Annotated in this window: 17 protein-coding genes; 4 read left to right on the top strand and 13 right to left on the bottom strand. The window is 38.9% G+C overall.

The annotated features are described in order from the left end of the window. Positions 1 to 79 precede the first annotated feature (79 nt). Positions 80 to 616, top strand: coding sequence for a hypothetical protein (locus MHI52_RS02145; protein WP_405158352.1), 537 nt, complete (start codon positions 80 to 82; stop codon positions 614 to 616). Between the two features lie 164 nt (positions 617 to 780). Here MHI52_RS02145 and MHI52_RS02140 read toward each other — a convergent pair whose 3' ends face one another. The 10 genes from MHI52_RS02140 to MHI52_RS02095 form a co-directional block, all read right to left on the bottom strand. Then, positions 781 to 1,881 (bottom strand): YcaO-like family protein, encoded by a 1,101-nt coding sequence (locus tag MHI52_RS02140; protein WP_036673106.1) that lies wholly within the window; start codon positions 1,879 to 1,881, stop codon positions 781 to 783. 20 nt (positions 1,882 to 1,901) lie between these two features. Further along, complete coding sequence (locus MHI52_RS02135) at positions 1,902 to 2,942, bottom strand: YcaO-like family protein (RefSeq protein ID WP_036673104.1); 1,041 nt, start codon at positions 2,940 to 2,942, stop codon at positions 1,902 to 1,904. A gap of 10 nt (positions 2,943 to 2,952) precedes the next feature. After that, entirely contained in the window at positions 2,953 to 3,783 is an 831-nt protein-coding gene (locus MHI52_RS02130) for a SagB/ThcOx family dehydrogenase (RefSeq protein WP_036673102.1), read from the bottom strand. Continuing rightward, positions 3,773 to 4,666, bottom strand: coding sequence for an McbB family protein (locus MHI52_RS02125; protein WP_036673101.1), 894 nt, complete (start codon positions 4,664 to 4,666; stop codon positions 3,773 to 3,775). Before MHI52_RS02125 ends, MHI52_RS02130 begins: the two co-directional genes overlap by 11 nt. 103 nt (positions 4,667 to 4,769) lie before the next feature. After that, positions 4,770 to 4,985, bottom strand: coding sequence for a hypothetical protein (locus MHI52_RS02120; protein WP_036673099.1), 216 nt, complete (start codon positions 4,983 to 4,985; stop codon positions 4,770 to 4,772). A gap of 182 nt (positions 4,986 to 5,167) precedes the next feature. Then, positions 5,168 to 5,341: an aspartyl-phosphate phosphatase Spo0E family protein gene (locus MHI52_RS02115; RefSeq protein ID WP_084650459.1), complete on the bottom strand. Its 174-nt coding sequence runs from the start codon at positions 5,339 to 5,341 to the stop codon at positions 5,168 to 5,170. Positions 5,342 to 5,542: 201 nt separating this feature from the next. After that, a complete protein-coding gene (locus MHI52_RS02110; RefSeq protein ID WP_162163211.1) occupies positions 5,543 to 6,886 on the bottom strand; it encodes a helix-turn-helix transcriptional regulator in 1,344 nt (447 codons plus the stop codon). Positions 6,887 to 6,919: 33 nt separating this feature from the next. After that, the gene (locus MHI52_RS02105; RefSeq protein WP_162163210.1) at positions 6,920 to 8,275 is read right to left on the bottom strand and encodes a helix-turn-helix transcriptional regulator; all 1,356 of its coding nucleotides are present in this window, start codon (positions 8,273 to 8,275) and stop codon (positions 6,920 to 6,922) included. A gap of 30 nt (positions 8,276 to 8,305) precedes the next feature. Continuing rightward, positions 8,306 to 9,682, bottom strand: coding sequence for a helix-turn-helix transcriptional regulator (locus tag MHI52_RS02100; RefSeq protein ID WP_036673097.1), 1,377 nt, complete (start codon positions 9,680 to 9,682; stop codon positions 8,306 to 8,308). A 254-nt stretch (positions 9,683 to 9,936) separates the two neighbouring features. Further along, complete coding sequence (locus MHI52_RS02095; RefSeq protein WP_036673096.1) at positions 9,937 to 11,322, bottom strand: hypothetical protein; 1,386 nt, start codon at positions 11,320 to 11,322, stop codon at positions 9,937 to 9,939. Between the two features lie 264 nt (positions 11,323 to 11,586). On the opposite strand from MHI52_RS02095, the gene MHI52_RS02090 reads away from it, so the two are divergent. Then, positions 11,587 to 12,711 carry an LLM class flavin-dependent oxidoreductase gene (locus MHI52_RS02090; RefSeq protein ID WP_036616601.1) on the top strand — a complete coding sequence of 375 codons (1,125 nt, stop codon included), beginning with the start codon at positions 11,587 to 11,589 and terminating at the stop codon, positions 12,709 to 12,711. A gap of 112 nt (positions 12,712 to 12,823) precedes the next feature. Here MHI52_RS02090 and MHI52_RS02085 read toward each other — a convergent pair whose 3' ends face one another. After that, positions 12,824 to 13,402 (bottom strand): TetR/AcrR family transcriptional regulator, encoded by a 579-nt coding sequence (locus tag MHI52_RS02085; protein ID WP_405158351.1) that lies wholly within the window; start codon positions 13,400 to 13,402, stop codon positions 12,824 to 12,826. Positions 13,403 to 13,683: 281 nt separating this feature from the next. Here MHI52_RS02085 and MHI52_RS02080 point away from each other — a divergent pair, with 281 nt between their 5' ends. Further along, entirely contained in the window at positions 13,684 to 14,898 is a 1,215-nt protein-coding gene (locus MHI52_RS02080; RefSeq protein ID WP_405158350.1) for an MFS transporter, read from the top strand. A gap of 112 nt (positions 14,899 to 15,010) precedes the next feature. Here the strand turns inward: MHI52_RS02080 and MHI52_RS02075 are convergent, their stop codons facing one another. Beyond that, positions 15,011 to 15,421, bottom strand: coding sequence for a DUF2000 family protein (locus tag MHI52_RS02075; RefSeq protein ID WP_340983665.1), 411 nt, complete (start codon positions 15,419 to 15,421; stop codon positions 15,011 to 15,013). Continuing rightward, positions 15,418 to 15,981, bottom strand: a complete 564-nt coding sequence (locus MHI52_RS02070) for a hypothetical protein (protein ID WP_036673091.1) — start codon at positions 15,979 to 15,981, stop codon at positions 15,418 to 15,420. The genes MHI52_RS02075 and MHI52_RS02070 overlap by 4 nt, the downstream gene beginning before the upstream one ends. Positions 15,982 to 16,198: 217 nt before the next feature. On the opposite strand from MHI52_RS02070, the gene MHI52_RS02065 reads away from it, so the two are divergent. Beyond that, positions 16,199 to 17,440 (top strand): ATP-grasp domain-containing protein, encoded by a 1,242-nt coding sequence (locus MHI52_RS02065; protein ID WP_405158349.1) that lies wholly within the window; start codon positions 16,199 to 16,201, stop codon positions 17,438 to 17,440. Positions 17,441 to 17,446 lie beyond the last annotated feature (6 nt).

Raw genomic sequence — 17,446 nt, 5'->3', positions numbered from 1 at the left:
CTGCTATGTCCGATGTGTTCTGGATATGACTTTCACAAATTTGAGTGCGATAAGTCCGCAGGTAACATAACAAAGTGTGATGAAGCTCATGTTGATCAGACTCAAATGTGGGAAAGGGCTATTCATAAACCATTCTGCTAATAAAAAAGTTACATTCCTGACGTACTCCATAGGGTTGATGAAAACCAGAAGTAGACCATACTCTGTTGAATACGCCAGTCCCTTTGCAGATAGAAAAAACATGACCAGTAAACTCATACTGACCACCGCATTCAGCGACTCCTGCCTTACTGGAAGAAGCATTAGGATAAGCGTTAATAAAATGACCATTACAGACCCCAATATACAGCTTGTTAAAGACACGGCGAGAAACAAAGCAACCTGTCCAAAGCTATCCAGGAATATCACTCCCGATACTAGCGAGAACAGGAGAATGGTCAAGAACAGAAAACCAATCTGGTTCAGAGCCTTTCCCCAGATAATAGGGTATTTACTACCTGAGATAAATTTGAACATCTTGAAAAAACCGCTCTCTCTTAAAGAGATCAGATTGGTCGTCACATCGATGGACATCACGAAGATAATATATGAAACAAATACACTGGTTTGGATGTAAAATTCATTGATCTCAGGCCCCTGAGTAAACCATTGATAATTAAAGATAAAAAAAGCAATGAGGGGAAATAACAGATACCATACGAAAGCTACTTTGTTGCTTAACATCATTTTAGTAAACAGACGGAAGTATTCACGAGTTATTTTCAAAAAACAACCTCCAATTTATCCAAACGGGAGCATTTTCCCAATATTGTGTAATCGATTCTTATAAGGCTTCAAGATTTCGACTTGAGTTGGGTCTATTTTTGCAGCATACATGTGATGGAAGCCTTTATTTGTTATAATTTTAACAATTTTTGTATTTAACTCTCCATCAAGAGCTGGTATATAACAAAGATTAAAATCCATTGCCAATTTTAAAGAGATTTTCTTAACTGTATTATAAAATTCATTAGGATCAGCTGTGTCTCCATCTATTAGTTCACCACGCACTTGATCTGATTTCTCTAGGTATTGAAACTCGCTTTTTAATTCATCTACACCAAGTCTCTCCATAAAATAATGAGAGTAAAGTAATGGATCAACTGAGTATTCCGTATTTTGATAATTTGATTTTTTTATAGGCTGCTCCACAGTTACATATTGGAATAGCTCTTTTAAACTGCCTGTTATTGCACCTTGGTAGTCCCAATCAGCACTTATCCCAACACCTTTAGTTTTTGCTCCAAAGGCGATTGTAATTACTACCTTGACCTCATCACACAACGATATATCGTACATAAAAATCTCATCTACATGTATCCGAGACATCTGGATAATGGATTGAAGATCTATAAATTTTATATCTTCAAGATGAATCTTTTTAGCAGGAGATTTAGTGAACCAACTAAAGAGCAAGCTTTGTCTTTCAAAGAATTCTAAAAATGCAGAATTTATAGACTGATGGGAACTAACATGAGAGGCCATTCCGCAGGTATCGCTATATATATTATCTAGATTTAATTTGTTAAGTATAGGATCATTCCAGTTCAACAAAATACGATGTAGAGGAAATTGTTCTATTGTACCATTCAGCATGTTGACTCCCTCTACTAATTGATCCCTGAATCTATGATAATTGTTAAAAACAGATACCCTCTCTATATGCTCTCCTATTGCTGCTTTAATTGATTTTCTTTTATCAAAATCAATTGCGCTTGCAGGCGGACCATTCTCAGAATACGTAATAACATCACTCTGAAAATAGTCAAGAAGAAATGAATTTTGTTTGATATGAAACCTTTCAATCATAAAAGGTGTGCCGTTAACTGGATTATTTATCAAAGCGTATTCTCTCCCCTCTATCACACTACAATACAGTTAGGTATTTTCAACATGCTTTGCTCGTTAAGATTTATCGTATTTACATTCATAGGGTTTCTTAGGTTAATGTACTCTTTTAAAGGAATATGATTAAAAAGATAAGGAGAGTATATTTTTATACATTTAATTTTTGTAGTTACCGTTTGTTTTAGCGGAATCATATATACTTCAGCCACCCAAGGAGGAAGTATATTTAACAAATTGGAGATTGTTAATTCTTTCATCGTTTTTTCATAATCACTAGTTGAGATACTTCCGTACCCTACAGATAAGTAATCAATAATCCCAGATTGATTTTCATATTTTTTCTTGAACACTTGGCGTGACATAGCAACGAGTTCATTACTTTCTTCTTTCCACTGTAATAAAACGGCTTCTTGTGTGGATTTAAGGATAGCCTCTTCAATGGAAAAAGAGCTACCCACCCCAGAAGAGCACACAAAATTTTTGTGAAGAATAAAACAAAATACTACCTTTAAGGGATAGAAATATTCATTGATAAAAAAAAGAACTTCTTTATTTTTTTGATACATTAATCCAGATAAAATTTTATGTTTGTTTATCAGAGATACATCTAGTTTAATTTTAGAGCCTTGTTTACCATACCAAAATAGATACAAGGCATTTTTTTCAATAATTTCTCGGAGAGAACTAACAATTGCTTTTTGTGACGAAATATGACTAGAGGTTCCGGTAGTATCAATTGGGAATTCTTCTGATAATGAATACGTTGAGTATTTCTTATCAATAAGTACACTACTTGAATTAACCATATTAATAGCATATACACTCTTCTCATCAAAAGGGATGCCCCCGGCAGATATTGCCCTTCTCTCGATCATTTCTGAAAAAGCTTTGATTAGAGACTGTTGCTTATTAAAATCTATTGCAGTGGAACTATCCGGCCCTATATAACCATTTTTAAGAAAGTTCCCAATTCTTGAGAAGGATGTGTATGTGTCGTCAGTAATAAATTTTTGCTCCGGTATATTAAAGTGAAGAGGATTTGATAAATACAACATGATATCGACCTCATTTTCCTGTTGAATCCGTGTATCCAAACCATTGAAGCATCACTATTGGACACAATCTCACATTAAGACCACATCGCTTAGTCAGTTCGTTATCATTGAATCCAGACCAACTTACCTCTCCGACACCTTTACTCATTTTATGGAGAGAATTTTTAAACACTTGGCTCATGGCTCCTACCTCTATTAGAGCATGTCTGTACCCTCTGATATGATATTTGATTATTGATCTGCGTAAGTCTGCTGCATATGCGATACAAATTTCCGGTAGATCTATTGCATCATGACAGACATACTTCTTGATATGAAGTGCTTCGTCTTTGGCCCAAGACGTTATTTTTAACAATGTTTGTTCTATCCCATCATATACGTAAACTCCTCTTGTCAAAGTATCATGATCTTGGAACACGAGTACCAACGGAACTATGGGATAGAGAGCACCAGCAGAACCATATTTTTTAGACCCCGTTTGTTTATCTCTTATAAAAGCACCATTTAATAATTGGGATAACTCTGCAAAATTGAACAGTCTCTCTTTGTTAAATGATCTGTAACTTCCGATTACATTCACTTCTGTGCTTGTATTAAGATTAATTTTCTGTTCGTAATAATCAGGAGTGATATCTGTGTACTGCGCATATTCAAGCCATGGAATTACGTTATCATCGATGGATTGGTGCTTGGAATCAGGCAACTTTAGCAAAGTACTGCTTTGATGAAATTTAAGAATATAGTTCTCAACTTTCTTTGGTATATAAGAAGCGTAAATGTAATCAGTGAATGACCTTTCCACTGTGTTATGTTCTAGACTTCCAACATACTTATTTTTCATAGCAGTCACATAGCTCCCAATGTAATGAATAATCTGTATAGTAATTATTCGTTTGAAGATCAAATACGGAACATTCATGCAACTCTTCATTATGGATTATTCTACCATTTTCTAAGGTGAAATATTTACTTATTTTATTACTTAATAACGAGAGTATATTCAAAATATTATTTTTGTTTAGAGGAGTATGAACCTTGAATTTGGGTTCATCTTTATAAATCGAATCGATAATTTGCTGATAAGAGATATTCCCAGTAGAATCTACACGCAATTGCGATTCAATGTGGCCTATGTGGCAAAAATGACATGGATTAGATGCTTGAGGGCTATAAAGAGAATCAATATAAAAATTGTTGTTATACGTGTAACTCATTAATAAAATTGAATTCTCACTCTTTCTTACAAGTGAAGTAATCTTATTGGCCATTTCTTTACTGTAAGGATTCATAAATACTACATATAAAGTATTACTATTCTTCTCTGAAAGTAGTGTGCTATTCGATTCTTCATTAAGATTTACAATTGAATTTTTCATATTTTGGTTCTCAAAAAGAAACTCTTGGGACACTTTAAGTATTTCATCATTGTTACTTAAGAAAACGCATTTTTCTATTGAGAAGTTCACCTCTTCTTTAGTAATGAAGATGTAATTATTCTCTAAAAATGCTATAGCATTTGAATAATCTTCTTGAAAAACATCCATAAGTTCTTCTTCATGGACTGATTTAATATTATTGTTATCCCATTTCTTAATTTCTTCTATTAATCTTGCTTCTTTTATTTTCACTATCCCATAATTATGCATTAAAACTAGTTCATTTGAGTTTATTTCATAGATAACAAAGTTATTCAATGTATACGTAGTGTACTCTTCTGTAATCAAAGTGATATGACACCTCCGCTTTAAACTTCAAGTGCGGCTAATATCCTAAATACGCATATTGCCGCACTCGAATCAATATAATTATTGGGAATCAAAAAAAGTCCTATAGTTCAATTTGTTTTTGTACATTATCCGCTCCACCACCTTTGCCACAACAACAGCAAAGTACACAACTTACATTAACACCACAGCTACCGGTGTTCCCTGTTCCCCCGCCTGTATTTGGGGGGTTTTGAAATCTGATTGCTCCAACACCGAAATCCCCGCTAGTCAAATCGGGATATTTATTACTACCTTTACCAGGTTTACTTGCTCCCATATGCTCACCTCCTTATTTAATATAGATAAAAAATTCATTTAACCTTTTCAAAAAATGAACTAGTATGTTGATCCCTTTTTTAAAATATAATATTTTGCAAAAGAATATTATATTTTATTTATTTGAATAATTATACAAATTAACATGTGTAATTATTTAATTAAACTTAAATAACATATCGTTCATTTCCTCATATTTACTCCTAGAGTAAATCGATTATATTCATTAATTAGCTCGTCCAACGCCATAGACTGCTCAAGCACTTTCACATTCGGGATTCCATATTGATCTACCAAGCGACTCAACTCTTGCCGACCTTGCTCTATTTGGTCTTTTAAGATACTTAGTTCTCTCATGGCATGTACCCCTCTAGGACATTCTAGAAAAACATTTAGAATAAGTATGTTGTTTAGTTTTGGTCATGATGAAAAGTTCTCTTAAGAACATATTATGTTTTGCATAATATTGTAAAAAGAATTCTTTAGAAAAAGGCATTGCGCTCTATCTTTTCAAGGAAGCGAAAATAAAAAATAGCCTACTGATTGCAGTAGGCTAAACTATAAACTCGCTTCTATATAAATATTATCTATTAGTATTTTATAATTATCATGATCTTGATTAGTTAAATGCTCCTTAAACTGCCCATAGAGATTTACACATTTTGAGATCAGAACGTCATCTTTGACAAAAATACTTATCTCTAAACTTATTAACAGAGAAGTAGCTCCGAGTTCAAACCTCTTCTTGTTAAAGTAGTAAAAGGCCAATTCGTAGAATAGCACCACTCTTCGATAATACCAACTCTGTACAGTATATCTTCCTTGTGAACGTACGTCATTGAATTTAGCATCGATCCGAGCTTTAAATCTCATCAAGACCTCATCTATATCATATTGATATCTATTTGCTGATTGAAGAATTTTGACCATTGCAGGAAGAATTTCCTCTTCACTATGTTCAATGTAAGTGATGTATTCAGGGATGACCTCTTTTCTTCCCATCATGACTTTATACAAACATTTGTTGAATTTCGCCCATTCTCTAAATTTATGAAGAACTTCATAATCTGCAACTTTCGCTTCATTCTCAATGATTTTCTCATATATATCAGTGTACTTTAAGGCTTCTTTGTAATTTTTAGCATAATCACAATAGTTAGAAAAAAGTAAGTTGGCATAGGCTTTGTATACGAAGAAAGGATATTGAGATTTAGATACACGCTTTTTAGTTTGTTTCATAGCCAGGTTAGCTCGTCTCTCAAGTTCTTGCGATAAACCCTTCATTTTATTCCACTCATGCAACCCCCAGTAAGCATTCGCCAAATCCTTAATTGCATCCAATTGATAGTCCTGATCTAATCGCTCTATAAAAGGTTCAAACTTTGAAATAATTACTCTGTTTTCTTTTTGGTCAGAACCCATACTAATCAGAAATATACGATACTGGCACATAGCCAAGCGTTCAGAGTGCTGATATTTTTCGCATTCAGACACACATTCATACAAGATAAGTGCTGCTTGCTTCATTCCTTTGTTATACAAATCTTCGGCTACTTCAAACAACTCATCTATATATGAATGATCATCTGTCACATGAGTAATGACTTGTTGAATAATATCCAGCTTACCGAGCTCAGCACAACGGTATATAAACGGTTCTAATCGTCTCCAATGGGGTGCTGACTCAATAAAACATTCCACACCATACATATCATAAAAGTACCCCTGTTCCAAACCCATTGCAGAGGTAATCTGGTCTAGTTGGTTCATTGAAATAAGCCTTGTTCCTTTGACGATAGCACTTAATGTACCCACATTAATGTCGACAATTTCCGAGAATTGTTGTAGCTTGTATCCCTTATTATTCATGTGATTTTCAATATAGGAACGTATATTGGACATTTTCTTCACCGTCCCTTCCCAGATATTTCATCATCAAAAAGTCGGTAAACTTAACTTTTCTATTACTTTTTTGTACTTTCTGATCTGTGTTTCATTGGCTTCACTCCTATACTCCCCATACAAATCTAAACATTTAATGCACATTAGATCATCTTTACTTGAAGAAGAGAGATCTAAGCAAATAAGTAAGGCATCAATTCCAAGTGAATAATTATATTGATTTATTTGATATTTTGCCAATTCATAATAAAAAACTCTATATCCATGGTCTATCATTTGATCGGTATAACTACCTTTATTATGAGCGTCCGTATTAAACAAATTAATCGGATGTTCAAACTTTTTCAAAACATGATCAATATTAAATCCATACTGATTAGATGCTTCCAAAATATTTAGCAAACCCGTTAATATCTCTTCCGGATTTTTTTCTAAATATCCTAAATAAGGGGAAATCACACTCTCCTGACCTACCATTATTCGGAATACATATTGATTCCCCTCTCCCCATTTCTTAAATAGATCTATTATATTTTGATCCTCTTCTGTAGGATTCTCAATCTCAATTATCTCCATGTATTTTTGCAGATAATTTATGGCCTTATCGTACTCCTTGCGGGTACCATAAACGCTTGATATTAATAAGTTTGCATAGGCTGTATATGTAAAAAGAGGATAGGCTGTTAGCCTTCTTTTATTTTTCCGCCTACGATATTGAATTTTTAATTGAATTTCTGCTTTCCGTTCCAGTTCCCTTGCCCATGCATCAACCTTGTCCCACAAATGTATCGTATTATACACGTTGGCCAAGTCTTTAATTGCATCCAATTGCACTTCTTCATTTAATTTATCAATATACGGTTCGAACTTTACTGTTGCATTGAGATTATCAAATTTACTCAGTGTTTTATGAAGCAGGAAGATACGGTACTGGCAAAGGGCCAACCGTTCAGAATGTTGATACTTCTCACTGTCGGCCACACACTCATATAAAATGAGTGCAGATTCATTCATACTTTTACTATAGAGACTCTCTGCCACATCAAACAACTCATCAATATAGGATTGATCATCTGTCACATGAGTAATGACTTGTTGTATAATATCTAGCTTACCAAGTTCAGCACAACGAAATAAATACGGTTCTAATCGCCTCCAGTGGGGCGCAGATTCAATAAAACATTCAACTCCATACATTTCATAAAAGTAACCCTGTTCTAAACCCATTACAGATGTAATTTGATCTAGTTGGTTCATTGAAATAAGCCTGGTTCCTTTGATGATCGCACTTAATGTACCAACATTAATGTCAGCGATTTCTGAAAATTGCTGTAGTTTATATCCCTTATTCTTCAAGTGACTTTCAATATAGGAACGTATATTGGACATTGTCTTCATCGTCCTTCCCCAGATGTTTTACTATCGAAAAGTTGGTACACTTAACTTATCTATTAGTTTTGTATACTGCTCTTCCTGGGTCTTACTAGCGTGATTTCTGTATTTTCCGTACAAATCAATGCATTTGATACACATAAGATCTTCATTACATAAAGAAGAACGTTCTAAACTTGTAATTAAATGTCCTATTCCCTGTTCAATCTGACTTTGACTTAATCTGTACTTTGCTAGTTCGTAGAATAAGCGTATATATCTAAAATTTGATGCCTGTTCGTTATATGCTCTTTTTACTTTTACATATTTCTTTGTTCTAATCTCGTTTATCTGATTTTTGAATCTATTCAGTGTGTAGTCAATATTGTAAGAGTACTGATTGGCAGCTTGTATAATATATACGAATGCTGTTGAGATTTCCTCATGATTAGCATCTAGGTAATCTAGATAATTATTCAGGACCTCAAAATCACCTGATAGTATCTTGTACAAATATCGATTTCCCTCCGCCCAACCCTTGAACAGTCCTATTAGTTCTTGTTCTTCTCCAGTTGGATCTTTAACATTGTTCACTATATCCTCATAAATATCTGTGTACTCTAAAGCTTCTATATATTGCCTACATTCTCCAGATACATGTGCCTTGTGCAGAATGGCATAAGCTTTATAAGTGAAAAGAGGATAAAAAGCAACTCTAGGTTTCCTTTTCCTTCTTAAGGATTGAAAATGAATTTGTAAGTCAGTTCTTCGTATCGACTCCTCAGCCAACTCAAAAACCTTATCCCACAGATTCATTGTGCTATACAGGTTAGCTAAATCTTTAAGCGCATCCAGTTGCATTTCCTCATTCAATTTATCAATATAGGATTCAAACTTTACTGCGGCGTTCATGTTAATGAGTTTATTCAGTGTTTTATGAAGCAGGAAAATACGGTACTGACAAAGGGCCAGCCGCTCCGAGTGTTGATATTTCTCACAGTCTGCCACACATTCATACAGAATAAGAGCTGCTTCTTTTAATCCTCTAGCAAAAAAGCTCTCAGCTACATCAAATAACTCTTCTATATAGGATCGATCATCCGTCACATGAGTAATAACTTGTTGTATACAATCCAGCTTACCAAGTTCAGCACACTCGTATAGGTATGGTTCCATACGTCTCCAGTGAGGCGCAGATTCAATGAAGGACTCTACCCCATAACTCTCATAAAAATAACCTTTTTCTAATCCCATTACAGAAGTAATTTGATTCAGTTGGTTCATAGACATCGGTCTGCTACCTTTAAGAATGGCACTTAAAGTCCCAACATTAATTCCTGTAATATCGGAAAAATGCTGCAACTTGAGATTTTGTTCTCTCATAAATCTCTCAATATGTACTCTTATTGTAGGAACCAATTCCACTATCACACCTCCGCCACCTAAATCACTTATAATTCAATAACATATAATAAATGTTATTTTAATCCTGTATTTTACATTGGTCAATCTATGAAAATACAAAAAAGCTTACTCTCGTTACTTGAAAGTAAACCTTTTTGAAAAATTTAATATATCTTTTCTGTTATAATCTTCCTGCACCATGCGGATAATTCAGTATTTGTAAAGGTGCATCGATATCAAAATTACCTAATTGACTGATATTAATAATCATAAAGCTAAGCAAGATTACATAGAAGATTTTCTTTTTTTTCATAAGATTTCTGAACCTCCATCATTATAGTTTTGTATTGGTGCTCGATTTCAGTGGTACCCATGTTTTTGTACTTCTCATATAGGGAAATACAATGAATGATAGCTGTTTGATTGTTAAATCGTACAGATTCTCTCAGACAGTGCATAAGCTGCTTCAAACCCTCTCGATATTCATGGCGATTCAAGTGATAGAGAGAAAGTTCTAACAAGAATGCAACACAAATCTCATTTTTCATCTGCTCAGTGTAGCCTTTTAAACGTTTAATTTCCGAGTTAATTTGATCCCTGAATTTATACAAAATATCATCAATATTTTGATCAAACTTATTAGCTGCCTCCAAAATATTAATGATTGCAGGTAAAATTTCTTCTTCATTTTTCTCGATAAATTCCAAGTAAGCAGGTAATACACTGTGTTCACCCATCATTAATTTATATAAATAAGTATTGGCTTCCGTCCATCCAGCAAATTTATCAATGAAAATCTGATCTTCTTCATCCGGTTCAGAGACATTAGCGAGTTTGGCATAGATCTCTGTGTAGACTAATGCCTCGTCATAACGCCCCTGCCCCTCACATGCCGATGATTTAAGCAAGTTGGAATAAGCTCTATATACGAACAAAGGATAGGAGGTGAGTCTATCACTTTTGTCTATTTTTTTCTTTGTATATGACTGCAAAATTTTAGTTTTCTGATCTAACTCTTCTGCCAAATCAAATACCTTGTCCCAATACCTTAAAGCCAGATACGTATTCGCCAAATCCTTAATCGCATCCAGTTGTCGTTCCTCATCCAACCGATTAATATACGGTTCAAAGTGCACAGCGGCCCGCAGGTTATCATGTTGATTCTGACCAAGCGAGAGGGTGAAGATACGATACTGGCACAGAGCCAGACGTTCCGAATGTTGGTATTTCTCACACTCCGCCACACATTCGTACAACATCCGTGCAGCCTTCGTCTGTCCACGTTCAAGCATGCCTTCCGCCATCTCGAACAATTCCGAGATATACGAGCGGTCATCCGTCACTTCCTGGATAACCTTATGAATACATTCCAGCTTGTCCAATTCAGCACAGCGTTGCAGGAATGGTTCCAGTCTCCTCCAATGAGGTGCCGATTCCACGAAACATTCAGCCCCATAAATCTCGTAGAAATACCCCTCTTCCAGCTTCATGCCTTGGGTAATCAGATCCAGTTGCGCCATAGCGATGGGCCGAGTCCCCTTAATAATTGCGCTAAGCGTTCCAGCGTTAACTCCCGATATATCGGCAAAATACTGCAGGGTGTACCCCTGTTTCCTGATGTAGTCCTCAATATATGAGCGTATCGTAGTTGTAGGTTCCATGTATCCCACCTCCACAATGAAAATCCATAATTTTGAATTTATATGATAAGCACAATATTAATCCTAAATTTTACAGCGGTCAATAAAAATCGTGGCAATTCCCTTCACATTTATGCAAGGAGGCCTCGCTGTTCCTGCTTATAGAAAAAATCCATTAGAAGAATCCGTGAGAACGTGATACATTTAATCCAACTTACATATCCTACTATTTCAATAGGATTATACGACACAGATATTATCAATTCAGTTCGAGGAGAAGGTCAGATGAAATTTGCCTTGTTTAGTCTCATGATGAATCTGCCTAATGCCGTAACCGGGGAAGCTCTGACGACTCAGCAGAAATTCCACAATATATTAGAGCAAGCAAAGCTGGCTGAACGACTGGGTTTTGATGCTTATGGAATCGGTGAACGACACGGTGCGCCTTTTCTATCTTCCTCGCCACCTGTCGTATTAACCGCAATAGCCGCAGCAACCACACGCATTCGGTTACTAACCACCGTCACTGTTCTTAGTATACTTGATCCAGTCCGGGTTGCCGAGGATTATGCCACGTTGGATCAATTATCGGGCGGACGGCTGGAGATGATCATCGGGAAAGGCAATGACCCTCGGCACTATCCGCTGTTTGGCATAAGCGAAGAGGAACAATGGGACTCACTCGATGAACGCTACCATCTGCTAAGACGGCTGTGGTCTGAAGAGAATGTAACCTGGCAGGGAACGTATCGCCCTCCGCTTGATGGAGTGACCACGTGGCCCAGGCCGCTTCAGCAATCCATCCCAATCTGGCATGGTAGCGCGTCCAGCACGGTCTCGACGGAACTCGCTGCCAAATATGGCGAGCCACTCTTCACGTCGAATTCTTTTCATCCTCAGGCCAAATATAAAGCGTTAATTGATCATTATCGGGAACGCCTGGATTATTATGGTCATGATCCGCAGCAGGCAGTGATTGGCTCTGGTGCCGGCAGCCTCTATCTTGCGGATACGGGCGAAGAAGCCATTCGCCGATATAAGCCATATTATGAAGCGTTCCATGCCACCGCCGCCGCACAGCATAACCAGTCGCCCTTCAGCGATCTGGAGGATAACATTGCACGAGGCCCTGCGTTAATCGGCAGTCCGGAGCAGGTCATTGAGAAAATTCTGGACTATCATGCCGCTTACGGACATCAGGTGCTGAGTATCAGCGTAGATGGACTGACGCATAGCGAGCAGTTGGAGCAAGTGGAGCGTTTTGCCAAGGAAGTCGCCCCTGTATTACGCCGCGAACTGCCAAGTCCGATATGGAACGCACCCCCGATGTTAAGAGAGCACTCATCCTCCCTTTCCTCCAACGCTACAGACTCATGGCCCACAGCCATCTCACCTATATTCCAGGTCTAACTATCTCCCACGTACAATACACAAATGTTCCTTCCAGGGTGATTCCTACGAATTGCCCTCTTCCCCCTCCCTCTTTCTCTTCCTCTCATCGGTATTGTCGCTCTCCCTACATCTACTTGGACTGAATGCCTCCAAACAGGGAATTTAGCAACACCTCTACATAGGAATCATCCATCGCTTCCCCCGTCACTAACATACGATAGAACACCGGCCCATAGATCAGATCAATGTATAATCCAATGTCCGTCCCACTCTTTAATTCGCCGCGCTCCACACCCTTCTCCAGAATCCCCCGAGCTTCACGCCGACGCGGTTGGATGTATCTTGTACGGTATTCTTCGGCAAGCCCTTCATCCGACTGCCCTTCTCCAATAATCTGTGTAATCACCTTACCTTCACGACTGGTCAAAAAACGAACCAGATTACTCGCATGTATGCGTATATCCTCCAATACCGAGCCTGTATCCGGCACTGGCAATTTTGCCGTTGCAGCAGACATATATCCGTCCATAATGACAGCGCCTTTATTCGGCCACCATTTATAGATAGTGGCTTTGCTCACCTGTGCACGTTCAGCAATCTTCTCGATTGTAACCACCCCGAATCCGTGCTCCAACAACAACTCATACGATGCTGTAAGAATGGCATTCTGGGTTTCCATGTTACGTGGACGTCCTCTTTTGGCAGTCATCTTGAGCCCTCCTGGATGTATAAAATATATTTAATCATCAGTATTTTTCATGAAAACGATACGTTCATTATACTAAACTGCCATGAGTGCACACAATTCCATCCTACGCTTACCTTTTCATCCTCATTTATATTCTCATTAAAATATGTAGAGCCTATTTACAATACTATACGTTTAGTTTATTATATATTAGTAATTAGTGTACACACCGTTTAGTAATTAACGTTTTTAAATATCGCCTGTTTATTGGGAATACCAATTTAGAACTGTGGAGGATGATTATGATGGATATGAGACAACAAGTGAAGAAGGCACCTGTACCCACCTGGATTATTTTTTTGCTGGCATCAGCTTGTGGATTGATCGTGGCAAACCTGTATTATGCTCAGACCGTTATCGGTCCGATCAGCATGACAACGGGTCTGTCTTCTGCCGCTGCCGGATTGATCGTAACGTTGACTCAGATTGGTTATGTCATTGGTTTGCTGTTTATCGTGCCGCTCAGTGACATTACCGAGAATCGACGCCTGGTCGTTCTTTTCCTCATCGTACTGGTTGTTGCCCTGATTGCTGCGGCTTTCTCGCCCACTGCTGTTGTATTTCTGACTGCCTCTCTGTTCATTGGGATAGGTTCTGTTGTCGCTCAAATTCTTGTGCCCTATGCGACATATCTTACTTCCGAGGAACAGCGCGGACGGGTTGTCGGTAATGTAATGAGTGGTCTGTTGCTGGGCATCATGCTGGCTCGTCCTGTCGCAAGCTTTATCACCAGCCTCTTCGGATGGCAGACGGTCTTTGTATTCTCCGCCATTGTCATAACACTTCTCATGTTGCTCCTATCACGTGCTCTTCCTGCTCGCCAGCCTGAACCCACCTTGAAATACGGGCAATTAATCGTGTCCTTGGGCACACTGTTCAGAACGATGCCGCTGCTGCGCCGCCGGGCGTTCTATCAGGCCAGTCTCTTTGGTGCTTTCAGCTTGTTCTGGACCACGGTTCCGCTCAGACTCGCTAACGATTTTGACATGTCACAGCAAGGCATTGCCTGGTTCGCACTGGCTGGTGTCGGAGGTGCTATTGCCGCTCCCATTGCCGGGAGACTGGCTGATCGCGGACTAACACGTATTCTGACGGGTGCTGCCATGGTGATCGCTGTTGCTTCGTTCGGTCTTGCTTATGTGTTCCAGAGCCACTCCACGTTAGCACTGATACTGCTTGTGATCGTGGCGATCACACTGGATATGGCTGTCTCGGGAAATCTGGTGCTGGGTCAACGCATTATCTACTCCTTAGGAAGTGAAGCGAGAGGACGTGTGAATGGCATATTCATGTCGATCTTTTTTGTCGGCGGTGCGATTGGTTCATCTCTTGGAAGCTGGTCTTATGCTAACGGGGGCTGGAGTCTCACAACGCTGATTGGTCTAATCATGCCGTTGCTCGCTTTGGTGTATTACTTTACGGAAAAGAAAGCAGCCGTTGTCAGCAAACATCTATAAGTGCGTGTTCAAAAAGGGCGGTTTTCAGTACCGAGAACAACCTCTATAACAATTCTTTCATATATAAAGAAGGGCAGAGTGATCTCTAAAGATCCGCTTCTGCCCTTTTCCCTTATTTCATGACACTGAATTTTTTGGTCGCTGCCCTAACTTGATCATCCTCGCCCCATACAATGACACCTACCACTTTGGTAGCTTCCAATTCCATCGAAGCAATCTCAACTGCATATTGTTCAAAGGCATTGTTGAGCGACTGGCCTGTCTGTGAAAAAACAACATGGCTCAGTCCCCCGCTGTCATCTGAGCAGAGTTTGGCCAGATTGATCAGTTGATTCTCGCCGGCCTTCAGAATGACAGTGCTATATCGGATGCCGGCATGCTGAACGCCGCTATGATCCAGCACAGGTTGATCAGAATATAACTCCGGCTCATTCAGCGATGCTTGTCCCATTAACAGGGCAGCCACATTAGCGGCGGCGCCAGGTTCCAGATTTTTATCTAGTATAATAGCAATTCTTTTCATATGACTGTATTCACCCTCTGTGTATTTTGTGTAAAACATACCCATGGCATATTGATTCCCTCGCGCAATACTTTGTAGGTCACAAGCCCGTAATGATCAGCGCATAGCTGATTCGTGAGCGCAATGGACTTCTCCGTGTTGTGCATGACCTTCCTGCAAGCTTCAGGGTTGGACGATACGGTGCTGTTCTCTCTATAGGTTGTATCAAGTTCAGATAACAAGTATGTGGTTGCTGGATGATGATAGATAATATCGATCTGATCGGGACATACCGCATGGAAGCCGGATAGAACCAGCGCAGGAATTTTCTCCACAAAGCTCTCAGACACCGCTAGTTCAGAATCCATGATGAAGCTGTTGAGCTTGGGATACGCCCCGGGGACTAGCAAGCAGGATATGATCCCTGATCTCAAGTCTTCCGCAGCCGCTTCAAATTCAGGGTATGGCTTGATACGTTCCGAGTTGCCTAGCTTCTTCGCGATATGCATGCTGCAAGTGAGGAATCCTTCATCGTCTCCCAGTGTTCCCAGTATGGCATATTTCTCTTTAACAATCTCCATTTATTTCTATTTCCTCCTTTTTATTTCTAATCCGCTAAAGATCGTATACCAAAAATTTCCTATTGTCAATTAACACTTTAACGCAACATAAATATGTATTTTGGTTCATATTTTTAACCAAAAGGTGTATTCAAAATGGAAAATATTGAGCTATAATGTTATGAAATGAATTTTTACTATTTTTAGTATTTTGTTGAAAGGGGATATACGAGAACGTATGAAAACCATTGTATACATATCTGATTTCAGGCTTCCAACTGGATTAAACTTCGTTAAACCTTTGCAGAAATTGGCTGATCACAAGAAAATTCTGATTATTGAACGGCATAATTTGCATCATGATGAGGTCCTCAGGGACTTCTTTGATGAAATTAGATATGTCGATCATCTGGAGTCCGTAGATGCCATCAGGGAGCATATGATGCAGATCCGAGAATCCCATTCCATCTCTGCTTTGTTAACGCCGGGTGAGAATTCGATTGAGATCGGTGGTCAGCTCCGTTCCGAGTTCGGGATCCCCGGTATGCAACGCAATCAGGCTGAGGCTGTTCGCAACAAATGGATCATGAAACAAATGCTGCATCAACGCGGAATTCGGACATCCGAAATTGCCATTGCTCTACATGAACAGGACTATATTCGTTTCACTGCTGTACACGGGTTTCCGATTATTGTGAAGCCACTCAGCGGATATGGAAGTATCAATACGTTCAAATTGTCCAGCATGGATGAACTGGTATATTATCTACACCATACAAGACAAGCACAGCAAAGGGATTTGCTGGAGGAATTCATCCACGGTACGGAGTTTCATTGTGATTCCATTGTGTCCAAGGGCAAAGTTGTATTTGCATCTGTTTCCCAATACCTGTATAACTGCCTGGATATTGCGACGAAGCAGAAACCTCCAGCCAGTATTACGTTCCCTGAAGGCACGGAAGCTGATTTTATCCATCACATCAAAGAACTCAATGAACAGGTCATTGCTGCCTTGGGTATCAATCAATCCGTAACACATGCCGAACTTTTTCTGACTCCAGAAGGAGAAGTGGTGTTTGGAGAAATTGGTGCAAGAATCGGGGGATCACATGTTATGCCTCCTTGCATCAAGAACACCCATGGCGTTGATTTCTTCGAAGCCGTCACTGATCTGGAAGTTGGAGTATATGAATTTAAGCAACAGGAGACGAGCCATAAATTCACAGGCATGATCTGCTTCCCTTCACGCGCAGGGGTAATTCAACACATATCCGGGATAGAGGATTATGCGGATATCCCTGGCATCATTGAGTTCAATGTATCCTATCAAGTGGGGCAGCGCGCCGGGGACGTCAACGATACCATGACCCGATCAGGGTATGCTATCGTGGAGGGTGATTCGTTCGAGGAATTGCGTCAAACCCTGCTGGAAATGTACGATCGCTTCAAGATTGAAGTGACAGTTGCTGAAACCGTATAAGTTGTA

Source organism: Paenibacillus sp. FSL H8-0283 (assembly GCF_045040675.1).
Lineage (GTDB): Bacteria > Bacillota > Bacilli > Paenibacillales > Paenibacillaceae > Paenibacillus > Paenibacillus amylolyticus.
The sequence above is the reverse complement of the archived record's forward strand: the minus strand, read 5'-3'. Positions and strand labels throughout refer to the sequence as shown.